This window comes from Gelidibacter gilvus (assembly GCF_004115975.1).
Classification (GTDB): domain Bacteria; phylum Bacteroidota; class Bacteroidia; order Flavobacteriales; family Flavobacteriaceae; genus Gelidibacter; species Gelidibacter gilvus.
Window position 1 is genome coordinate 528,949 of sequence record NZ_SDDZ01000001.1, and the last position, 14,654, is coordinate 543,602.

The 14,654-nt window shown below is 37.4% G+C and carries 14 protein-coding genes; 3 read left to right on the forward strand and 11 right to left on the reverse strand.

Annotated elements, in window-relative coordinates:
* Window positions 1–5 precede the first annotated feature (5 nt).
* Together lysM and ESZ48_RS02280 are read right to left on the reverse strand one after the other, a co-directional pair.
* A complete protein-coding gene (gene lysM, locus ESZ48_RS02275) occupies window positions 6–509 on the reverse strand; it encodes a peptidoglycan-binding protein LysM (RefSeq protein WP_129015677.1) in 504 nt (167 codons plus the stop codon).
* 165 nt (window positions 510–674) lie between these two features.
* Window positions 675–1,628, reverse strand: coding sequence for a nicotinic acid mononucleotide adenyltransferase (locus ESZ48_RS02280; RefSeq protein WP_129015678.1), 954 nt, complete (start codon window positions 1,626–1,628; stop codon window positions 675–677).
* Window positions 1,629–1,878: 250 nt separating this feature from the next.
* Here ESZ48_RS02280 and ESZ48_RS02285 point away from each other — a divergent pair, with 250 nt between their 5' ends.
* Complete coding sequence (locus ESZ48_RS02285; RefSeq protein WP_129015679.1) at window positions 1,879–2,880, forward strand: NAD(P)H-dependent glycerol-3-phosphate dehydrogenase; 1,002 nt, start codon at window positions 1,879–1,881, stop codon at window positions 2,878–2,880.
* 135 nt (window positions 2,881–3,015) lie between these two features.
* On the opposite strand, the gene ESZ48_RS02290 is transcribed toward ESZ48_RS02285, so the two are convergent.
* Complete coding sequence (locus tag ESZ48_RS02290) at window positions 3,016–3,411, reverse strand: hypothetical protein (RefSeq protein ID WP_129015680.1); 396 nt, start codon at window positions 3,409–3,411, stop codon at window positions 3,016–3,018.
* 261 nt (window positions 3,412–3,672) lie between these two features.
* Here ESZ48_RS02290 and ESZ48_RS02295 point away from each other — a divergent pair, with 261 nt between their 5' ends.
* Window positions 3,673–3,975, forward strand: a complete 303-nt coding sequence (locus ESZ48_RS02295; protein ID WP_129015681.1) for a HigA family addiction module antitoxin — start codon at window positions 3,673–3,675, stop codon at window positions 3,973–3,975.
* A gap of 109 nt (window positions 3,976–4,084) precedes the next feature.
* On the opposite strand, the gene ESZ48_RS02300 is transcribed toward ESZ48_RS02295, so the two are convergent.
* The 6 genes from ESZ48_RS02300 to ESZ48_RS02325 form a co-directional block, all read right to left on the reverse strand.
* Window positions 4,085–5,503 (reverse strand): efflux transporter outer membrane subunit, encoded by a 1,419-nt coding sequence (locus ESZ48_RS02300; protein WP_129015682.1) that lies wholly within the window; start codon window positions 5,501–5,503, stop codon window positions 4,085–4,087.
* A complete protein-coding gene (locus ESZ48_RS02305; protein ID WP_129015683.1) occupies window positions 5,487–8,684 on the reverse strand; it encodes an efflux RND transporter permease subunit in 3,198 nt (1,065 codons plus the stop codon). The genes ESZ48_RS02300 and ESZ48_RS02305 overlap by 17 nt, the downstream gene beginning before the upstream one ends.
* 19 nt (window positions 8,685–8,703) lie before the next feature.
* Window positions 8,704–9,828: an efflux RND transporter periplasmic adaptor subunit gene (locus tag ESZ48_RS02310; protein ID WP_129015684.1), complete on the reverse strand. Its 1,125-nt coding sequence runs from the start codon at window positions 9,826–9,828 to the stop codon at window positions 8,704–8,706.
* A gap of 3 nt (window positions 9,829–9,831) precedes the next feature.
* Window positions 9,832–10,332: a GbsR/MarR family transcriptional regulator gene (locus ESZ48_RS02315; protein WP_129015685.1), complete on the reverse strand. Its 501-nt coding sequence runs from the start codon at window positions 10,330–10,332 to the stop codon at window positions 9,832–9,834.
* A gap of 121 nt (window positions 10,333–10,453) precedes the next feature.
* On the reverse strand, window positions 10,454–11,473 hold the full coding sequence (gene pheS, locus ESZ48_RS02320; RefSeq protein WP_129015686.1) for a phenylalanine--tRNA ligase subunit alpha: 1,020 nt from the start codon (window positions 11,471–11,473) through the stop codon (window positions 10,454–10,456).
* Window positions 11,474–11,601: 128 nt separating this feature from the next.
* Window positions 11,602–11,958 (reverse strand): hypothetical protein, encoded by a 357-nt coding sequence (locus ESZ48_RS02325; RefSeq protein ID WP_129015687.1) that lies wholly within the window; start codon window positions 11,956–11,958, stop codon window positions 11,602–11,604.
* A 357-nt stretch (window positions 11,959–12,315) separates the two neighbouring features.
* Between ESZ48_RS02325 and ESZ48_RS02330 the strand changes: the two genes are divergently transcribed.
* Entirely contained in the window at window positions 12,316–12,867 is a 552-nt protein-coding gene (locus ESZ48_RS02330) for a CvpA family protein (protein WP_129015688.1), read from the forward strand.
* An 81-nt stretch (window positions 12,868–12,948) separates the two neighbouring features.
* On the opposite strand, the gene ESZ48_RS02335 is transcribed toward ESZ48_RS02330, so the two are convergent.
* Window positions 12,949–13,575, reverse strand: a complete 627-nt coding sequence (locus ESZ48_RS02335; protein ID WP_129015689.1) for a carbonic anhydrase — start codon at window positions 13,573–13,575, stop codon at window positions 12,949–12,951.
* Between the two features lie 328 nt (window positions 13,576–13,903).
* Complete coding sequence (locus tag ESZ48_RS02340; RefSeq protein ID WP_129015690.1) at window positions 13,904–14,653, reverse strand: SH3 domain-containing protein; 750 nt, start codon at window positions 14,651–14,653, stop codon at window positions 13,904–13,906.
* Window position 14,654 lies beyond the last annotated feature (1 nt).

Genomic DNA, 14,654 nt, shown 5'->3' on the forward strand with positions numbered 1-14,654 from the left:
TTGTCTTATGACAAACTGGGAATTCTCAGAACTTGTCCTGGATAGATTTTATCAGGATCTGTCAACATAGGTTTATTGGCGTCAAATATTAGGGGATACTTCATGGCGTTCCCATAATATTTTTTGGCTATTTTTCCTAAGGTATCCCCTTTTATAACCGTATGAAATTGTGCTTCAGGTTCGGCGTGCTCAACACTCATCTGGTCATCTACTGACGCAATTCCGTTGGTGTTACCAATTACTAAAACGACTTTCTCTTTGGTAGATTGGTCGTGAGCCTGTCCTGTTACAGTAGCCATGTCGTCGTCAATCTGGATTTTCAGATCTTCAACCTCAAGTTTCAAATCTTTTATTGTTTCTTCAAGTTTTCTGGCTCCCGCTTCTTTTGTTTTAAGTTCGTCTGCAGCTGCTTTAGTATTTGCAGCAGCTTCTGTTTTTTCTTTAGCTTCTGCTTTTCCCACACCAAAGACCTTTTCTCCGGCATTTTTAATAAATGAAAATAGTCCCATATAATTTTAAGTTTTTAAGAGTTAACAATTGATTTGATAGGTAATTTACAACAACTTATTGAAATCTTGTGGCTTGGGTTGTCAATATATTGTTAAATAAAAAGAGAACGCTCATCTGAAATAAATCAGATGAGCGTTTCCAGAAACTAAATAACCAACCAAAATTTAGTCTCTTTTGTTTACCCTAGGGTTATCTTTTTTAGCAGTTTTCTGCTTACGTTTTTTCTCTAGTTCAGATGATTTTAGCTTGCCATCGTTTTCAACACCTCTGGCTTGGGCATTCCTCATATATTGGATGTAGCCACGACCGGTAAATTCATAGGTTGTACCAGATTTCGCATGGTAAAGCTCTATCACTTGATCATTAAGAACGCTCAACTCGAAGAATTCATTATCAAAATAATCATAATCTAATGTTAATGTTTTGAGGTGCGTATTTCCTGTAATATTTCCGACGCCATAAATTCCGGTGTAGTCCCAATAAATATCATTAGGATTGGAGATGTTGTAGTCTTGCGAGCTTCTAAATTCAGAATCATTTCCGCCCGCTAAAAACTGTAGATAATTCTCACTGTCAAACTCATTTAAGGCCCCCATTTGACTTGTGTAGGTTTTTTCCCAAGCCTTATATTCTTGCAGGAAATAATGGATGTTATCATAAAAAACAAAGTCATAATCAAATGCCGATTTTTGATACCCATGTAAAAAGTACGAGGTGTCATTAAAAGGGTTGTACAATTCGATGGTGTCGTAATCTACTTGATAGACATCAAAACTTTGAAAGCCATCCAGGTCATGATACACATCTAAAATCATGTCATAAGCATCATATTCTCCAACATCAATTCCCAAGCCGTTGCCTTGTCCGTTAGGTCCAAAACCAACCAAATTGTTATTGGCAAACAGTACGCCATTTCTAAAAGAAAGCGTAAACGCAATTTGTAAAAAAGGCGTTTCTCCATAGCCTGCGGTTTGATTGATGTCAACATACCATAAATCATAAGAACCTAATAACTGATTTAATGAAATTGCTGGTTCTTCATAAACAGGATTGGTAGTACAAGATGTAAATATGGTTGCAACTAGGGCAAGTCCGAAGAGTAATTTTAGAGCTTTCATCTGTTCAGTTTTAGTTTAAATCGTGGTTTATCTGTTGGCTTAAAGTGCGATGAAATTAGCAAAACAAACTAAAATCGCAATTTATATTTTGGGATTTGAAATGGCTATGCAATTTCCAGAATCCGACAATTTAAAGATTATAGTGTGAAGAATTCAAAACACGTGCCAAAAATTAATGATCCGTTGATTTCGAAATGGAAAAACCGTAAATTTTTATGTACTTTTGAAATGCATTAACTTTTATATATTTATGAGTACACCAATAAAATATGCCGTTTTTGGATCAGGAAGCTGGGCCACAGCGATCGTAAAAATGCTTTGTGAAAATCTAGATGAAGTAGGTTGGTATATGCGAAGTGTTTACATTAAAGAACACTTGCTAAAGGAACAGCACAATCCAAGCTATTTAAGCTCAGTCGAATTTAAGACCTCACAACTTAAGATCAGCAATGACATCAATGAGATGGCAACTTATGCTGATGTGTTGATTTTTGTAATTCCATCTGCTTTTATTCATGACGAATTGTTAAAGTTAGAGGTAGACTTTAAAGATAAAATTATCGTTTCTGCAGTAAAAGGTATTATGCCTGAAACCGGTAAATTGGTAGGTGAACATTTTCATGATATTTATGGTGTTTCTTATGATAATATAGCCGTAATCTCAGGGCCTTGTCATGCGGAAGAAGTCGCATTGGAACGTTTGTCTTATTTGACCATTGCCTGTGCAGATGAGACCAAAGCCGCACAAATTGCTAAAGCTTTAGCAAGTAGTTATATAAAAACCTCAACAAGTGATGATGTCATAGGCATTGAATATGCTGTCATGCTCAAAAACATTTATGCTATTGCAGCCGGGATTGCGCACGGATTGGGATATGGCGATAATTTTCAAAGCGTCTTGATGAGTAATGCCATCCGAGAAATGAAACGCTTTATTAAAAAACGTCACAAGATGAAGCGTAATATCAATGATTCTGCTTATTTGGGCGATTTGTTGGTTACCGGATATTCCCTATTTTCACGTAACAGAATGTTCGGAAATATGATAGGGAAGGGCTATACGGTCAAATCTGCGCAAATGGAAATGAATATGGTAGCTGAGGGTTATTATGCCACCAAAAGTGCCTATGATCTTATTGAAAAGGATGAAAGAAAAGGCAAACTACCTATTATTACTGCAACGTATGCCATTTTGTATGAAGGCAAAGATCCAAAAAGGACATTTCAGAAATTGACGGAAAAGTTGGATTGACCAATTCCTGCGAAGGCAGGAATCTTGTGTTTAATAAGAAAATTCTTGTCAATAATTTTGAATTTAATGAAGTTTTTGAAATCGACAAAAGTATTGAAGTTTTAACTATGGGTTTGCAGCCTTCGCAGTACTGTATTATTTAACCAATATTCCCTTCATTTCCATCAACGGAATATTCTGAAAAGCCTTTTCATTGATCGTATTCCTTCTGAATAGGAAGTTTTTCTCATGCATGGTATTCCCTTCAAAAAACGTCACTTTAAATTCATTGTTCAATACGAACAACTCCTCAGGCATAAATTCGATTTTGGCATAGCTCTTTTTTGGAAGTAGATCCAGTTTTTTACGGAAGGTCGATGTCACTTTCTTTTCGGAATAACCGTTAGTAACGATGAGCACGAGCTCTAAATCGATGTTCTTGTCATTGATGATGTAGGCATTCCAATCGTGGGTTTTGTAAAGGTCATTATACTCATTAACGATGGCTAAATACACGCCTTCAACTTTCGGAATTTGGATGTCTTTTTTCATAAATAAGATCAGGTCATTTCCTTGAAGAAGGAAAACTTTTAAATTGAACTGCAAAGTTACTGTTTTATAGTAAATATCAATTCTTGAGAAATCGCACTTTATTTAAAAAGATAGGCACTTTATTTAATTCTAATTTTTTTGTACATTTTAGACGTTGAAAATATTTAAGATGGAATAGTTACTCTTATTCGAATGAAATGCCCCATATCTGGAAATCCAAGTCAAGTTGAAATCATTGGTTATAATTAAAAGGTTGTTAAAATGGAAAAATTAGATAATGTACATCCAGGAGAAATATTGCACTATGAGTTTCTTGAGCCCCTTGAAATAACAGCCTACAGACTAGCGAAGGATTTGAAAATTCCACAAACACGAATTTCTGAAATTTTAAAGGGAAATAGGAGAATTTCCGCAGATACAGCTTTGCGATTGAGCAAATATTTTGGAAATTCTGCAAAATTCTGGCTTGGAATCCAGAATGATGATGATATCGAACAAGAAAAGGAAAACAAAAAAGAGGAACTGAAGGAGATTAAAAAGTATTCTGAAAAAGACGTTGCTTAAGACATTAAACCGCCATTGTTTTTTTTGAATAACTTGAATTTTGCAAAAAAAAAAGAAGACCCAGTTACCCAAGTCTTCTTTTTTAATGTATAAATTTATTATTAACGGTCTACTTCCAGCCACCACCAAGAGCCTCGTACAGCTCAACGATAGTCAACAATTGTTGTAATTTACTATCAATCACATTCAACTCCGAGTTTAAAGCGCTCTGTCTGGTAATCAATAAATCTAAATAATTGGCAAATCCGCTTTTTAACAGTTCCGATGAATTTCTTTCTGCATTTCTCAAGGCCTCAACTTCCAGAAGTCTGAATTCGAATTTCCTGGTCTCAGCATTGTAGGCATATAAGGCATTTGAAACCTCATTTCCTGCCACCAATAACGAACGTTTAAATTCTAATAAGGCTTGCTCTTGCTGTGCGTCTGCTACTTCCTTTTGCGTTCTTAATTTACGCTGATTAAAGATCGGTTGCGCCAATCCACCAACAATATTCGCAAATAGCGAATTGGTATTCAGCAACTGATCCAATTCTAAACTTTGAAAACCACCAGCGGCTGAAATGGTCAATGAAGGATAGAAGCTACTTCGAGCCACATTGGTCATTTCAAAAGCACGAACTAAATTATATTCTGCCGATATGACATCGGGTCTATTTCTCAACAAAGTGGAGGGAACACCTAATTTTAAGTCAGATTGCAATCTTTGTTCATCTAGAATACCGCGTGCATACTTTTGAGGTTGCTGCCCCAATAGGATACTCATGACGTTTTCAGTTTGAAAAATTGCGGTTTCTAAATCTACCACCAAGGCTCTAGCTTGATTATATTGGGCAATATTTTGATCTACCGCTACTTGGTTTACATTTCCCGCGTCTTTTAGAGCTTGTATGGTACTCACACTTGAATCTCTTACAATCACGGTTTTTTTGGTAATTTCCAATTGAGCATCCAAAGCTAGCATTTGGTAATAAGTTGCTGCAATATCAGACACTAAACGTGATTTTACCGCCTGATGCGCGGCGACAATTCTTAAATAATCAGCTTCAGAAGCGCGTTTGTTACTTCTTATTTTTCCCCAGATATCAGCCTCCCAAGATAAACTTGCAGTCAAATCAAACTGATCTGAAGATCGGCTAGACAAGAAAGAACCCAATTGGCTGTTTTTTGACATCTCTTGATGGGTCACTGAAGCATTTCCGTTTATTGAAGGGAAAAATGCTGCCTTTCCTTGTTTTACATACGCCTCCGCAGCCAATACCTGTTGCATGGCCACGCGGATGTCGATGTTATTTTGAAGTCCTGTTTCAATGTACTGAACCAAATACGGATCGGTGAACAGTTCTTTCCAAGACAAATCGGCCATGGAAAGCGTATCTGTTGGTAAAGCATCCGTTCTGAACAGATTTTGGGTTTCTTCAACTTGTGGTCGGTCATAGTCTTTTGCTACAAAACAACTTTGAAGGGAGAATGCTGAAACGGTCAGCATTACCATATATTTAAATGTGCGAGTTTTAAGCATTGTTATCATGATTTTGATCGTCGTTAAGTTCTAATGTTTGTTGATTAGCTTCCGCTTCTAGTTCTAATACGCGTTGTGGTGCTCCTGATATTTTCTCCTGTAACCATTGGAAGAACATGAACAGAATTGGAATGACAAACACCCCAAGAACGGTTCCTATCAATACGCCACCTACAGCTCCTGTTCCAATGGATCGGTTTCCTTCCGCACCTACACCACTTGCAAACACCAATGGCGATAATCCGAAGATAAAAGCAAAGGAGGTCATTAAAATAGGTCGTAGACGCGCTTCAGCACCATGGACGGCAGCTGCCAAGATGGATTCACCTCTACGTCGTCTTTGCAGTGCGAACTCCACAATTAAAATGGCATTCTTCGCCAAGAGTCCGAGTAGCATAATTAATGCAATTTGGAAATAGATATTGTTTTGTAACCCTGTAAGTTGCGTTGTAAAATACGCTCCAAATACACCTAATGGTAAGGATAGAAGTACAGAGAAAGGAATTAAATAACTTTCGTACTGCGCTGCCAACAAGAAATAAACAAACACTAACGACAATATAAAAATGGTCGTCGTTTGGTTTCCTGCGTTCACTTCCTCACGGGTTAATCCAGAATACGCGGTGGTATAATTGGCAGGTAAGCTTTGTGAAACTTCATCTACTGCTTTGATGGCATCACCAGAACTATAACCCGGAGCTATGGCCGCGTTTAAGGTTACCGAATTAAATAGGTTAAAACGTGTTACAGATTGTGGTCCATAAACTCTTTCTAAGTTTACAAACGTTGTAATTGGTGTCATTTCTCCTGTTCCGGTACGTACATAAAGTTTGCCCAGATCACTCTCTTCTGCACGGTCTTGTGGTAAGGCCTGTACATAAACACGGTATTGTTTACCAAATCTTGAGAAATCGGCGGCAAAAATACTTCCAATATACCCTTGAAGTGTTGAAAAGATATCACTAATCGGAACGCCTAATTCTTTGGCCAATTCTGCATTGAGTTCAATCTCATACTGCGGATATTTGGTGTTAAATGAGGATTGTGCATATTGAATTTCTGGACGTTGCGAAAGTTTATTTGCAAAATCCTGAGTGACTTTATCAAGGTCGGTAAAGCTTCCACCGGAACGGTCCAATAAGTTCACTTCAATACCTGCCGAGTTTCCGAATCCTGGAATACTTGGCGGTGAAAAGAAAAGGATATTGGCTTCAGGAATCTGTGCAGCAGCACCAAACATTTGTCCGGTAATACTTTGTGCACTAAGAGACTCGTCTTTACGGTCTTCCATGTCATCTAATCGAATAAAACCCAATCCGAAGTTACTTCCTGCACCTCCCAAAAAGCTACTTCCTTCAATAAGTGACCCGCCTTTAACCCCAGGGATTGCTCTTAATTTTTCATATAGATCGGCATTTACCTGATGGGTTCTGTCTATTGAAGATCCTGGAGGAAGTTCGACGTTCACGAATACGATACCTCTATCTTCATCGGGAACAAATCCTGTTGGCAATACGGAAGAAGACCACCAAATAGCACCTACCGATATGGCAAGAACAACTACGGTAATCCATTTGTGTCTGTATAGAAAATGTACCGATTTTCCGTATCTATTGACCGTGGCATCAAAACCTCTATTGAAGCCATCAAAGAAACGTCCAAGAAAGCCTTTCTTCTTTTTGTTTTGTTTGTCGTCATGTCCTTTTAAGAACAGGGCACATAATGCAGGACTCAGGGTTAAAGCATTAACAGCCGAAATCATAATGGCTACAATAAGCGTAACTCCAAACTGTTCATAGAAGACTCCCGTTGGTCCTTGTATAAATGTTACCGGAACAAATACGGCAGCCATCACCAAGGTAATGGAAATAATAGCTCCAGTAATATCGTCCATGGCGTCTACAGTTGCCTTCTTTGGATCGGTTTCGCCTTCATCAATCTTGGCATGCACCGCTTCAACCACCACAATGGCATCATCCACCACAATACCAATAGCCAATACTAAAGCGAAAAGTGTTAATAGGTTGATAGAATATCCAAAGAGATTCAGGAAGAAAAAAGTACCAATAATAGATACCGGAACTGCAATGGCAGGAATTAGGGTGGATCTAAAATCCTGTAAGAAAATGAATACTACTAAGAACACTAGCAAAAATGCTTCGGCTAAAGTGGTCACCACCTTTTCAATGGAGGCGTTTAAGAACGTATTGGTATTATAAGGAATAAAGATCTCAACACCTTTAGGTAAATCGGCTTTAATCTCGTCCAGTTTTTTCTCGATTTCAATAATAATGTCACGCGCATTGGAACCTTTGGTTTGGAAAATACCCATGTTTACTGCAGGTAATCCATTTGTAATGGATCCTCCGGCATAGGACTGAGCGCCCAATTCAATATCGGCCACATCAGAGAGCTTCAGAAATTGTCCGTTACCCAAGGCTTTAATGATAATGTCACTATACTGCGCTTCAGTTTTAAATCGTCCGCCATATTTGATCACATAACTAAAAGCTTCCCCGTCATTTTCTCCTAACGATCCTGCGGCAGCTTCTAAACTTTGTTCACGCAGTGCTGCTGTAACATCTGTAGGAATTAATCCGTAAGCTGCCATTTTTTCTGGACGTAACCAAATACGCATGGCGTAATCTTTGGCTCCAAACACACTGACATCACCAACACCGTCAACCCTTTGTAATTCTGGAATAACGTTTATTTTTAGGTAATTCTGAATAAATGTGGCGTCATAATCAGGATTGGTACTGTAGAATGAGGTAAACATCAAGGCACTGGTTTGCTGCTTTGAGGTGGTCACACCGGTTTGCAACACTGCTTGTGGCAATTGCGAATTTGCCCGTGCTACACGGTTTTGAACGTTTACTGCTGCAATATCAGGATCGACGTCCTGATCAAAAAACACCGTAATGGTTGCACTTCCTGTATTGGAAGCACTGGAGGTAATGTAAGTCATTCCTTCCACGCCGTTGATTTGTTCTTCTATGGGAATGATGACACTTTCCAAGATAGTTTCAGCATTTGCACCAGGATAATTGGCGTTAACTGAAATAGTTGGTGGTGCAATATCTGGATATTGCGTAATAGGCAATGCGGTAAGACCAAGAATACCCAAAATCACAATGATGATGGAGACGACCGTTGAAAGGACTGGTCTTTCTATAAACATTTTTATCATAACTTCTTATCTTACTTTATTATCTGAATACTTTTTCAATAGGTTTTGCAATAGTATCAAAAGGTACTTCCATAGGCTTAATTTGTGAATCGCCTCTTAACTTAGCAACACCTTTCGCAACTATCTTATCACCAACTTTAAGGCCTTCAGAAACGACGTAAACGTTGTTAACATCAGCTAAAACTGAGATTCGCGTAGAAACAGCCATATCATCTTCAGCTAACTTATAAACATAATAGCTGCCTTGTTGCTCATAGGTAGACTCTTTAGGAACTACCACAACATCCGTATAGGTTTTAGGAACCCTAATCTTTCCACTGTTTCCGTTGGTTAATAATCTTGCGTCGTTATTAAACACCGCACGGAATGAAATAGAACCTGTATTCACATTCACTTGGGAGTTAATGGTTTCAATGGTCCCTTCTTTGTCATAAGTGCTTCCATTGGCTAAAGTCAAAGTGACTTTAGGGAAATTTTTGATTTTTTCTTTAATGTTTTCACCTTTTGCATTTTGAATAAAATCAAGATACTCCTTTTCATTCATTGAGAAATAAGCATAGACCTCACTAATGTCAGAAACCGTAGTTAAAGGCTCTGGACCTGTAGGACTAACTAAAGATCCTTTACGAAGTCGGATCGAACCAACATAGCCATCTACAGGGCTTTTGATATTTGCGTAGTCAATGTTGGCACCAATACTGTTATATGCACTTTGCGCCTGGAGTAATTTTGCCTTTGCAGTTTCTAACTGAACGCTACTGATGATATTTTTATCCACCAAAGGTTTTAGCTTGTCCACTTCCACTTGAGCTGCATTTACATTCGCTTTTGCTCCCGCAGCATCTTGACTAAGTGTTTGGGTTTCTAATTTGAAAAGAGTTTGTCCCTTTCTTACTTTCTGACCTTCGTCCACTAATACCTCTGTAATATAACCTGAAATTTTTGGGCGCACTTCACTGTTATTAACGCCTTCAATGCTCGTTGGATACGTAGTATATCCTGTTACCGTTTTTTGAGGAATTGTAGTCACCTGAAACGGCATTGGTCCTTGTGGTCCTTGTGGTGCTTGTTCTTTATCTCCACAGCTCATAAAAAGAGCTATAAAACTAAGGGAGATGACTAATGGAAGTTTAATTGTTTTCATTGATTACAGTTTAGTGTTTTTTTCTAGAATTTTTGATTTTAATGTGGATACTGATTTGGTGACTTCATCTAAAAACTCGATGTAATTGTCATGAAAATCCAAGTTAAATTTTGAAGCATAATTGCTATTTATTTGATTGGTCTTTTCTTTATATTCTCTAATTTCTAAATGCAGTTCTTTTTGGAAAATCCAAGACTCTGTCAAGGCGTCAATACTTTGTAGGATACTATCTTCATTGATGGTGTAGTACTTTTTCCGATCACCAGTTTTAGTGAAATAAAGAATTCTCTTTAAATCGGCTAAATGGTTCAAATGTGTAGAAATAGTGCTTTTACTGGCACGTAGATCCCTAACTAGATCTTCAAAAGTAGTTCCGGACTTCCCGGTCAAAATGATATAAGATAAAATACGGGCAGCCATAGGAGCAAGTTGCTCTTGCTTCTCCATAAAGACGCCTAGTCTTTCGACCAAGTGTTCTTTGTCATTACGAATTTTGCTTACCATGTTACAAATTTTGTGCAAAGATAAGTCAGGTTCGGAACAATCCGAACCAATCGAAGTTAAAAAAATGTTAAATAAAGAAACCGACGAAATTTCATCGGTTAGAGTTATGAATCTTAGAGATTTATAAAGACGATTTAAATTGTTCTAAAAACCGAACGTCATTTTCGCTCAATAATCGGATATCGCCAATTTGGTGTAAAAGCATTGTAATGCGATCGATTCCCATTCCAAAAGCGAATCCAGAATAAACTTTTGAATCGATACCACAGTTTTCAAGAACGTTGGGATCCACCATGCCGCACCCCATAATTTCCAACCATCCAGTACCTTTGGTGATGCGATGGTCGATTTCACTTTCCAGTCCCCAATACACATCAACTTCTGCACTTGGCTCCGTAAATGGGAAATAGGAAGGACGTAAACGGATCTTACTTTTCCCAAACATTTCCGTAGTGAAATATTGAAGGGTTTGTTTCAAATCGGCAAAACTTACGTCTTTATCAATGTATAAACCTTCCACTTGATGGAAGAAACAATGCGAGCGTGATGAAATGGCTTCATTTCTAAACACACGTCCCGGAGAAATAGTACGGATTGGTGGTTTGTTGGTTTCCATATAACGTACCTGAACAGAACTTGTGTGGGTCCGTAATAAAATATCAGGATTGGTTTGAATGAAAAATGTGTCCTGCATATCTCTTGCTGGGTGGTATTCCGGTAAATTCAGTGCTGTAAAATTATGCCAATCGTCTTCAATTTCAGGACCTTCACTAACGTTGAATCCAACACGCGAAAAGATTTCAATAATTTGATTTTTTACGATCGAAATCGGATGACGCGCTCCAATGGCAATGGGTTCGCCGGGGCGTGATAAATCGCCAAAAATTCCTTTGACCTCCTCTTTGCTTTCTAGTTCTTCCTTTAGCGCGCTGACTTTTTCTTCAGCGGTTTTTTTCAATTGATTGATAACCTGCCCGAACTCTTTCTTTTGATCATTGGCAACATTTTTGAATTCTGCGAAATAATCATTCAACACCCCTTTTTTTCCTAAGTACTTAATGCGGAATGCTTCAATTTCTTCCTTGGATTGGGCTTTAAACGCTTCGGCTTCAGCGATGAGTTCTTTAATCTTGTCTATCATAAATCAAAAAAATGAATGGCAAATTTAAGGTTTTTCGGATAAAAACCTACAAGATTTTGCAAACCTTGTAGATTGGAATGCATAAGACCTGTCAGGTTTTTTAAAACCTGACAGGTCTGAAAATGGAATTAGATAATATATTCTGTTTCAATAAAATAGTTGACAATAGCTTCTTTCATTAAAACACTCTGCTCTCCTGCTTTTAAAGGAGGTAGTTGTTCTTTTACAATATAATGTGGCCATTTTTCTTCATCAAAATAGTCAAATTCGTAATAGCCATAAGGTTCGAGCAATCGGCAAATGGCAATATGCATCAAATCTAATTTATGGTCTTTTTTGAATTTTCTATGGATTTGTCCCAGTTCTTGTACACCAATCAAATAGATGATGGCATCTAGGTCTAATATATCGCCTTCAGCGAATTGGTCAGAAAGTTTCTTTACTACTAACTCCCAGCGTTTTTTTAATTCTACGTCTCTTGACATGATCACTTCCTGCGAAGGCAGGAATCTTTTTTAGTTAATATTACATTGTCATTAGCATAATAGCCGTGACAATTTTAATTTCCCGCGTGCTTACTGAGTTTGTCGAAGTCAGGTTGCTGAACTCGTCGAAGTAAAGGCAGGAATGTTTTTAGTGAGTATTGAAATTGAAATGGAATTTAAAGTCCAACTGAGCTTCAAGTTCAATTTTGTCGGTAACCAAACAGTAGCGACTGATGTAGTTGAATGTAATCTTTCAACTAAAACTCTTGGGCAAAGTTAACAAACTATGCATTCTGTTTAGAATTTATAAGTCTAAAAATCTGAAATTTATGTACGTTTGCTAAAATACAACAGCTTATGAGTGTTTTGGATATCGTTTTAGTGGCGCTTATTATTTTCGGATTGGTACGTGGATTGATGAAAGGCTTTTTTGTAGAAATTGCTTCCCTTGTCGCTTTGATTGCCGGGGTTTATGGTGCGATCCATTTTAGCAGTTACGCCGCTACATTTATTGATGACAATTCAGAATGGAATGATAACACCGTCGAAATTATTGCGTTTGCGGTAACCTTCCTCATTATTGTTTTGGCGATAGCCTTGGCAGGAAAAGCTTTGACAAAACTAGCAGATTTTGCTGCCTTAGGTATTGTTAATAAACTTTTGGGTGCTCTTTTTGGCGCTTTAAAAATTGCTCTGATCTTGAGTGTGGTACTCAATATTTATGATAGTTTAAATCGTGCCATGCCATTGACGGATGAAAAAAGTATTGAGGATTCTACGCTTTATAATCCTGTGAAATCATTAATGCCGATGATTTTTCCGATTATTTTAGAAAAGAAAAAGGAATTTGAAGAAAATTTGGAGGAAGATGCTACTGAAACCGATTTGAACTCTTCTAAGCCCATCTGATTTAGAAATGTTGGATAAGGAAAATCATTAGAAACCGCTCCATTTACAAAGGTTGAATCCCTAAAGAGCGGTCTTTTGTTTTTATTCCAAATGATAAATCTCCATGATTTTACTCAGATACTTATTAAAATCAATTTTCAAATCGATCAACTTTCCTGTTTTAACATCAAATACCCAACCGTGAACCTTTAATCCTCTATCTCTATTTGCTTTTTGGACGGCTGCGGTTTTTATCAAATTGACACATTGTTCCTGAACATTGAGTTCTACCAATCGGTCATATCGTTTTTCTTCATCTGCAATGGCGTTCAGTTTATTGCGATGGATGCGATAGACATCACGTATATTACGAAGCCAAGGATTTAAAATCCCCAAATCAGCCGATTGCATCGCCGCTTTTACGCCACCACATGAGTAATGGCCACAAACGATCACGTCTTTAACTTGTAAATGATCTACTGCATAATTGACCACAGACATGACATTGAGGTCAATACTAATGACCATGTTTGCGATATTGCGATGTACAAAGACTTCGCCAGGACCTAAGCCCATCAATTCTTCTGCCGCAACCCGACTGTCCGAACAACCAATAAACAGTAACTCTGGGTTTTGTCCTTTACTTAGTTTCTCAAAGAAATCTGGGTCAGCAGACAGCCTTTCTTTGATCCAAGTTTTATTGTTTGCAAATACTTTGTTTAAATCCATCTTATTTGGGCCTTATCTTAAACATTCCATTTTATGTGTGGAATTGATGCATTAAAAGTAGTGATAAAATGGGTTTTTTTGAATCAATTAATAATATAAAGCGCTTGGGTAAATGTTAAGTACATGGATTTGAGTTTTCATCATTCTGAATTCACTATAAAACAGTAGGGTACCGCAATAATATCACTGCATTGATTGTCATATTAATGCATAAATTAGCTCTAAAATGAATCTCAAAAAACTAAAATAGTGTGATGTTATACGAAGCGTTGAGAATGTACAATTGAACTTATAAAGTATTTATCACTAGAAATTCACTCATAAAAATCTATAGCGCTTTTATGGCCTCCGAAGGAATCCAACCCATTTTACCATCGGCAAGTTTGATTTTTTTCCAATTATTGACCGTGTCCAAAATTTGTACTTTAGTGCCTTCATGAAGTTTAAATGATTCCGAACTTCTGAGATTTGGTTCACTTTTCACTTGACTCTCTTTGGCAAAAACAATGGCAGGTTGGTCGTTTTTTACGAGATGGTAATTGTTAAAAGCCAATGCCACGGCAGAGCAGGCAAGAATTAGAAAAGTCATCGCAGCAATGAATGCCAATCGTTTTTTTGTAGAGCTGTAATTAAAATAATAGATGAGATAGAACACCACAAAAAGTACCATCAAGAGGATGGATAACTTCGCCCAATTATCAAAAGTCAGCCAATTGGTGATGCTTTTTGAAAATTTAGCAAACCCTAATTCTGGAGTTTTATCAATCGCATCAATGGTCATATTACGGGCAAATGCAATATTGTTATGGATTTCTTTATCATTGGGATCCAAGACCAAGGCCTTCTCATAATAATAAATACTTGGTGCAATATGATTGAGTTTATAATGTGCATTCGCCAAATTAAAGTACAAGGCTGCAGAGTGTTCACCAGACTCAATAATGCTTTCATATTTTGAAATGGCATCCTCAAAATCACCTTTATTGTACAAGTCATTGGCTTGTTCAAAAAGCTGTTCATTTTGGCTAAATCCTAAGCTACTAATCAAAAATGCCAGTATGTAAATAAAATGCTTCATC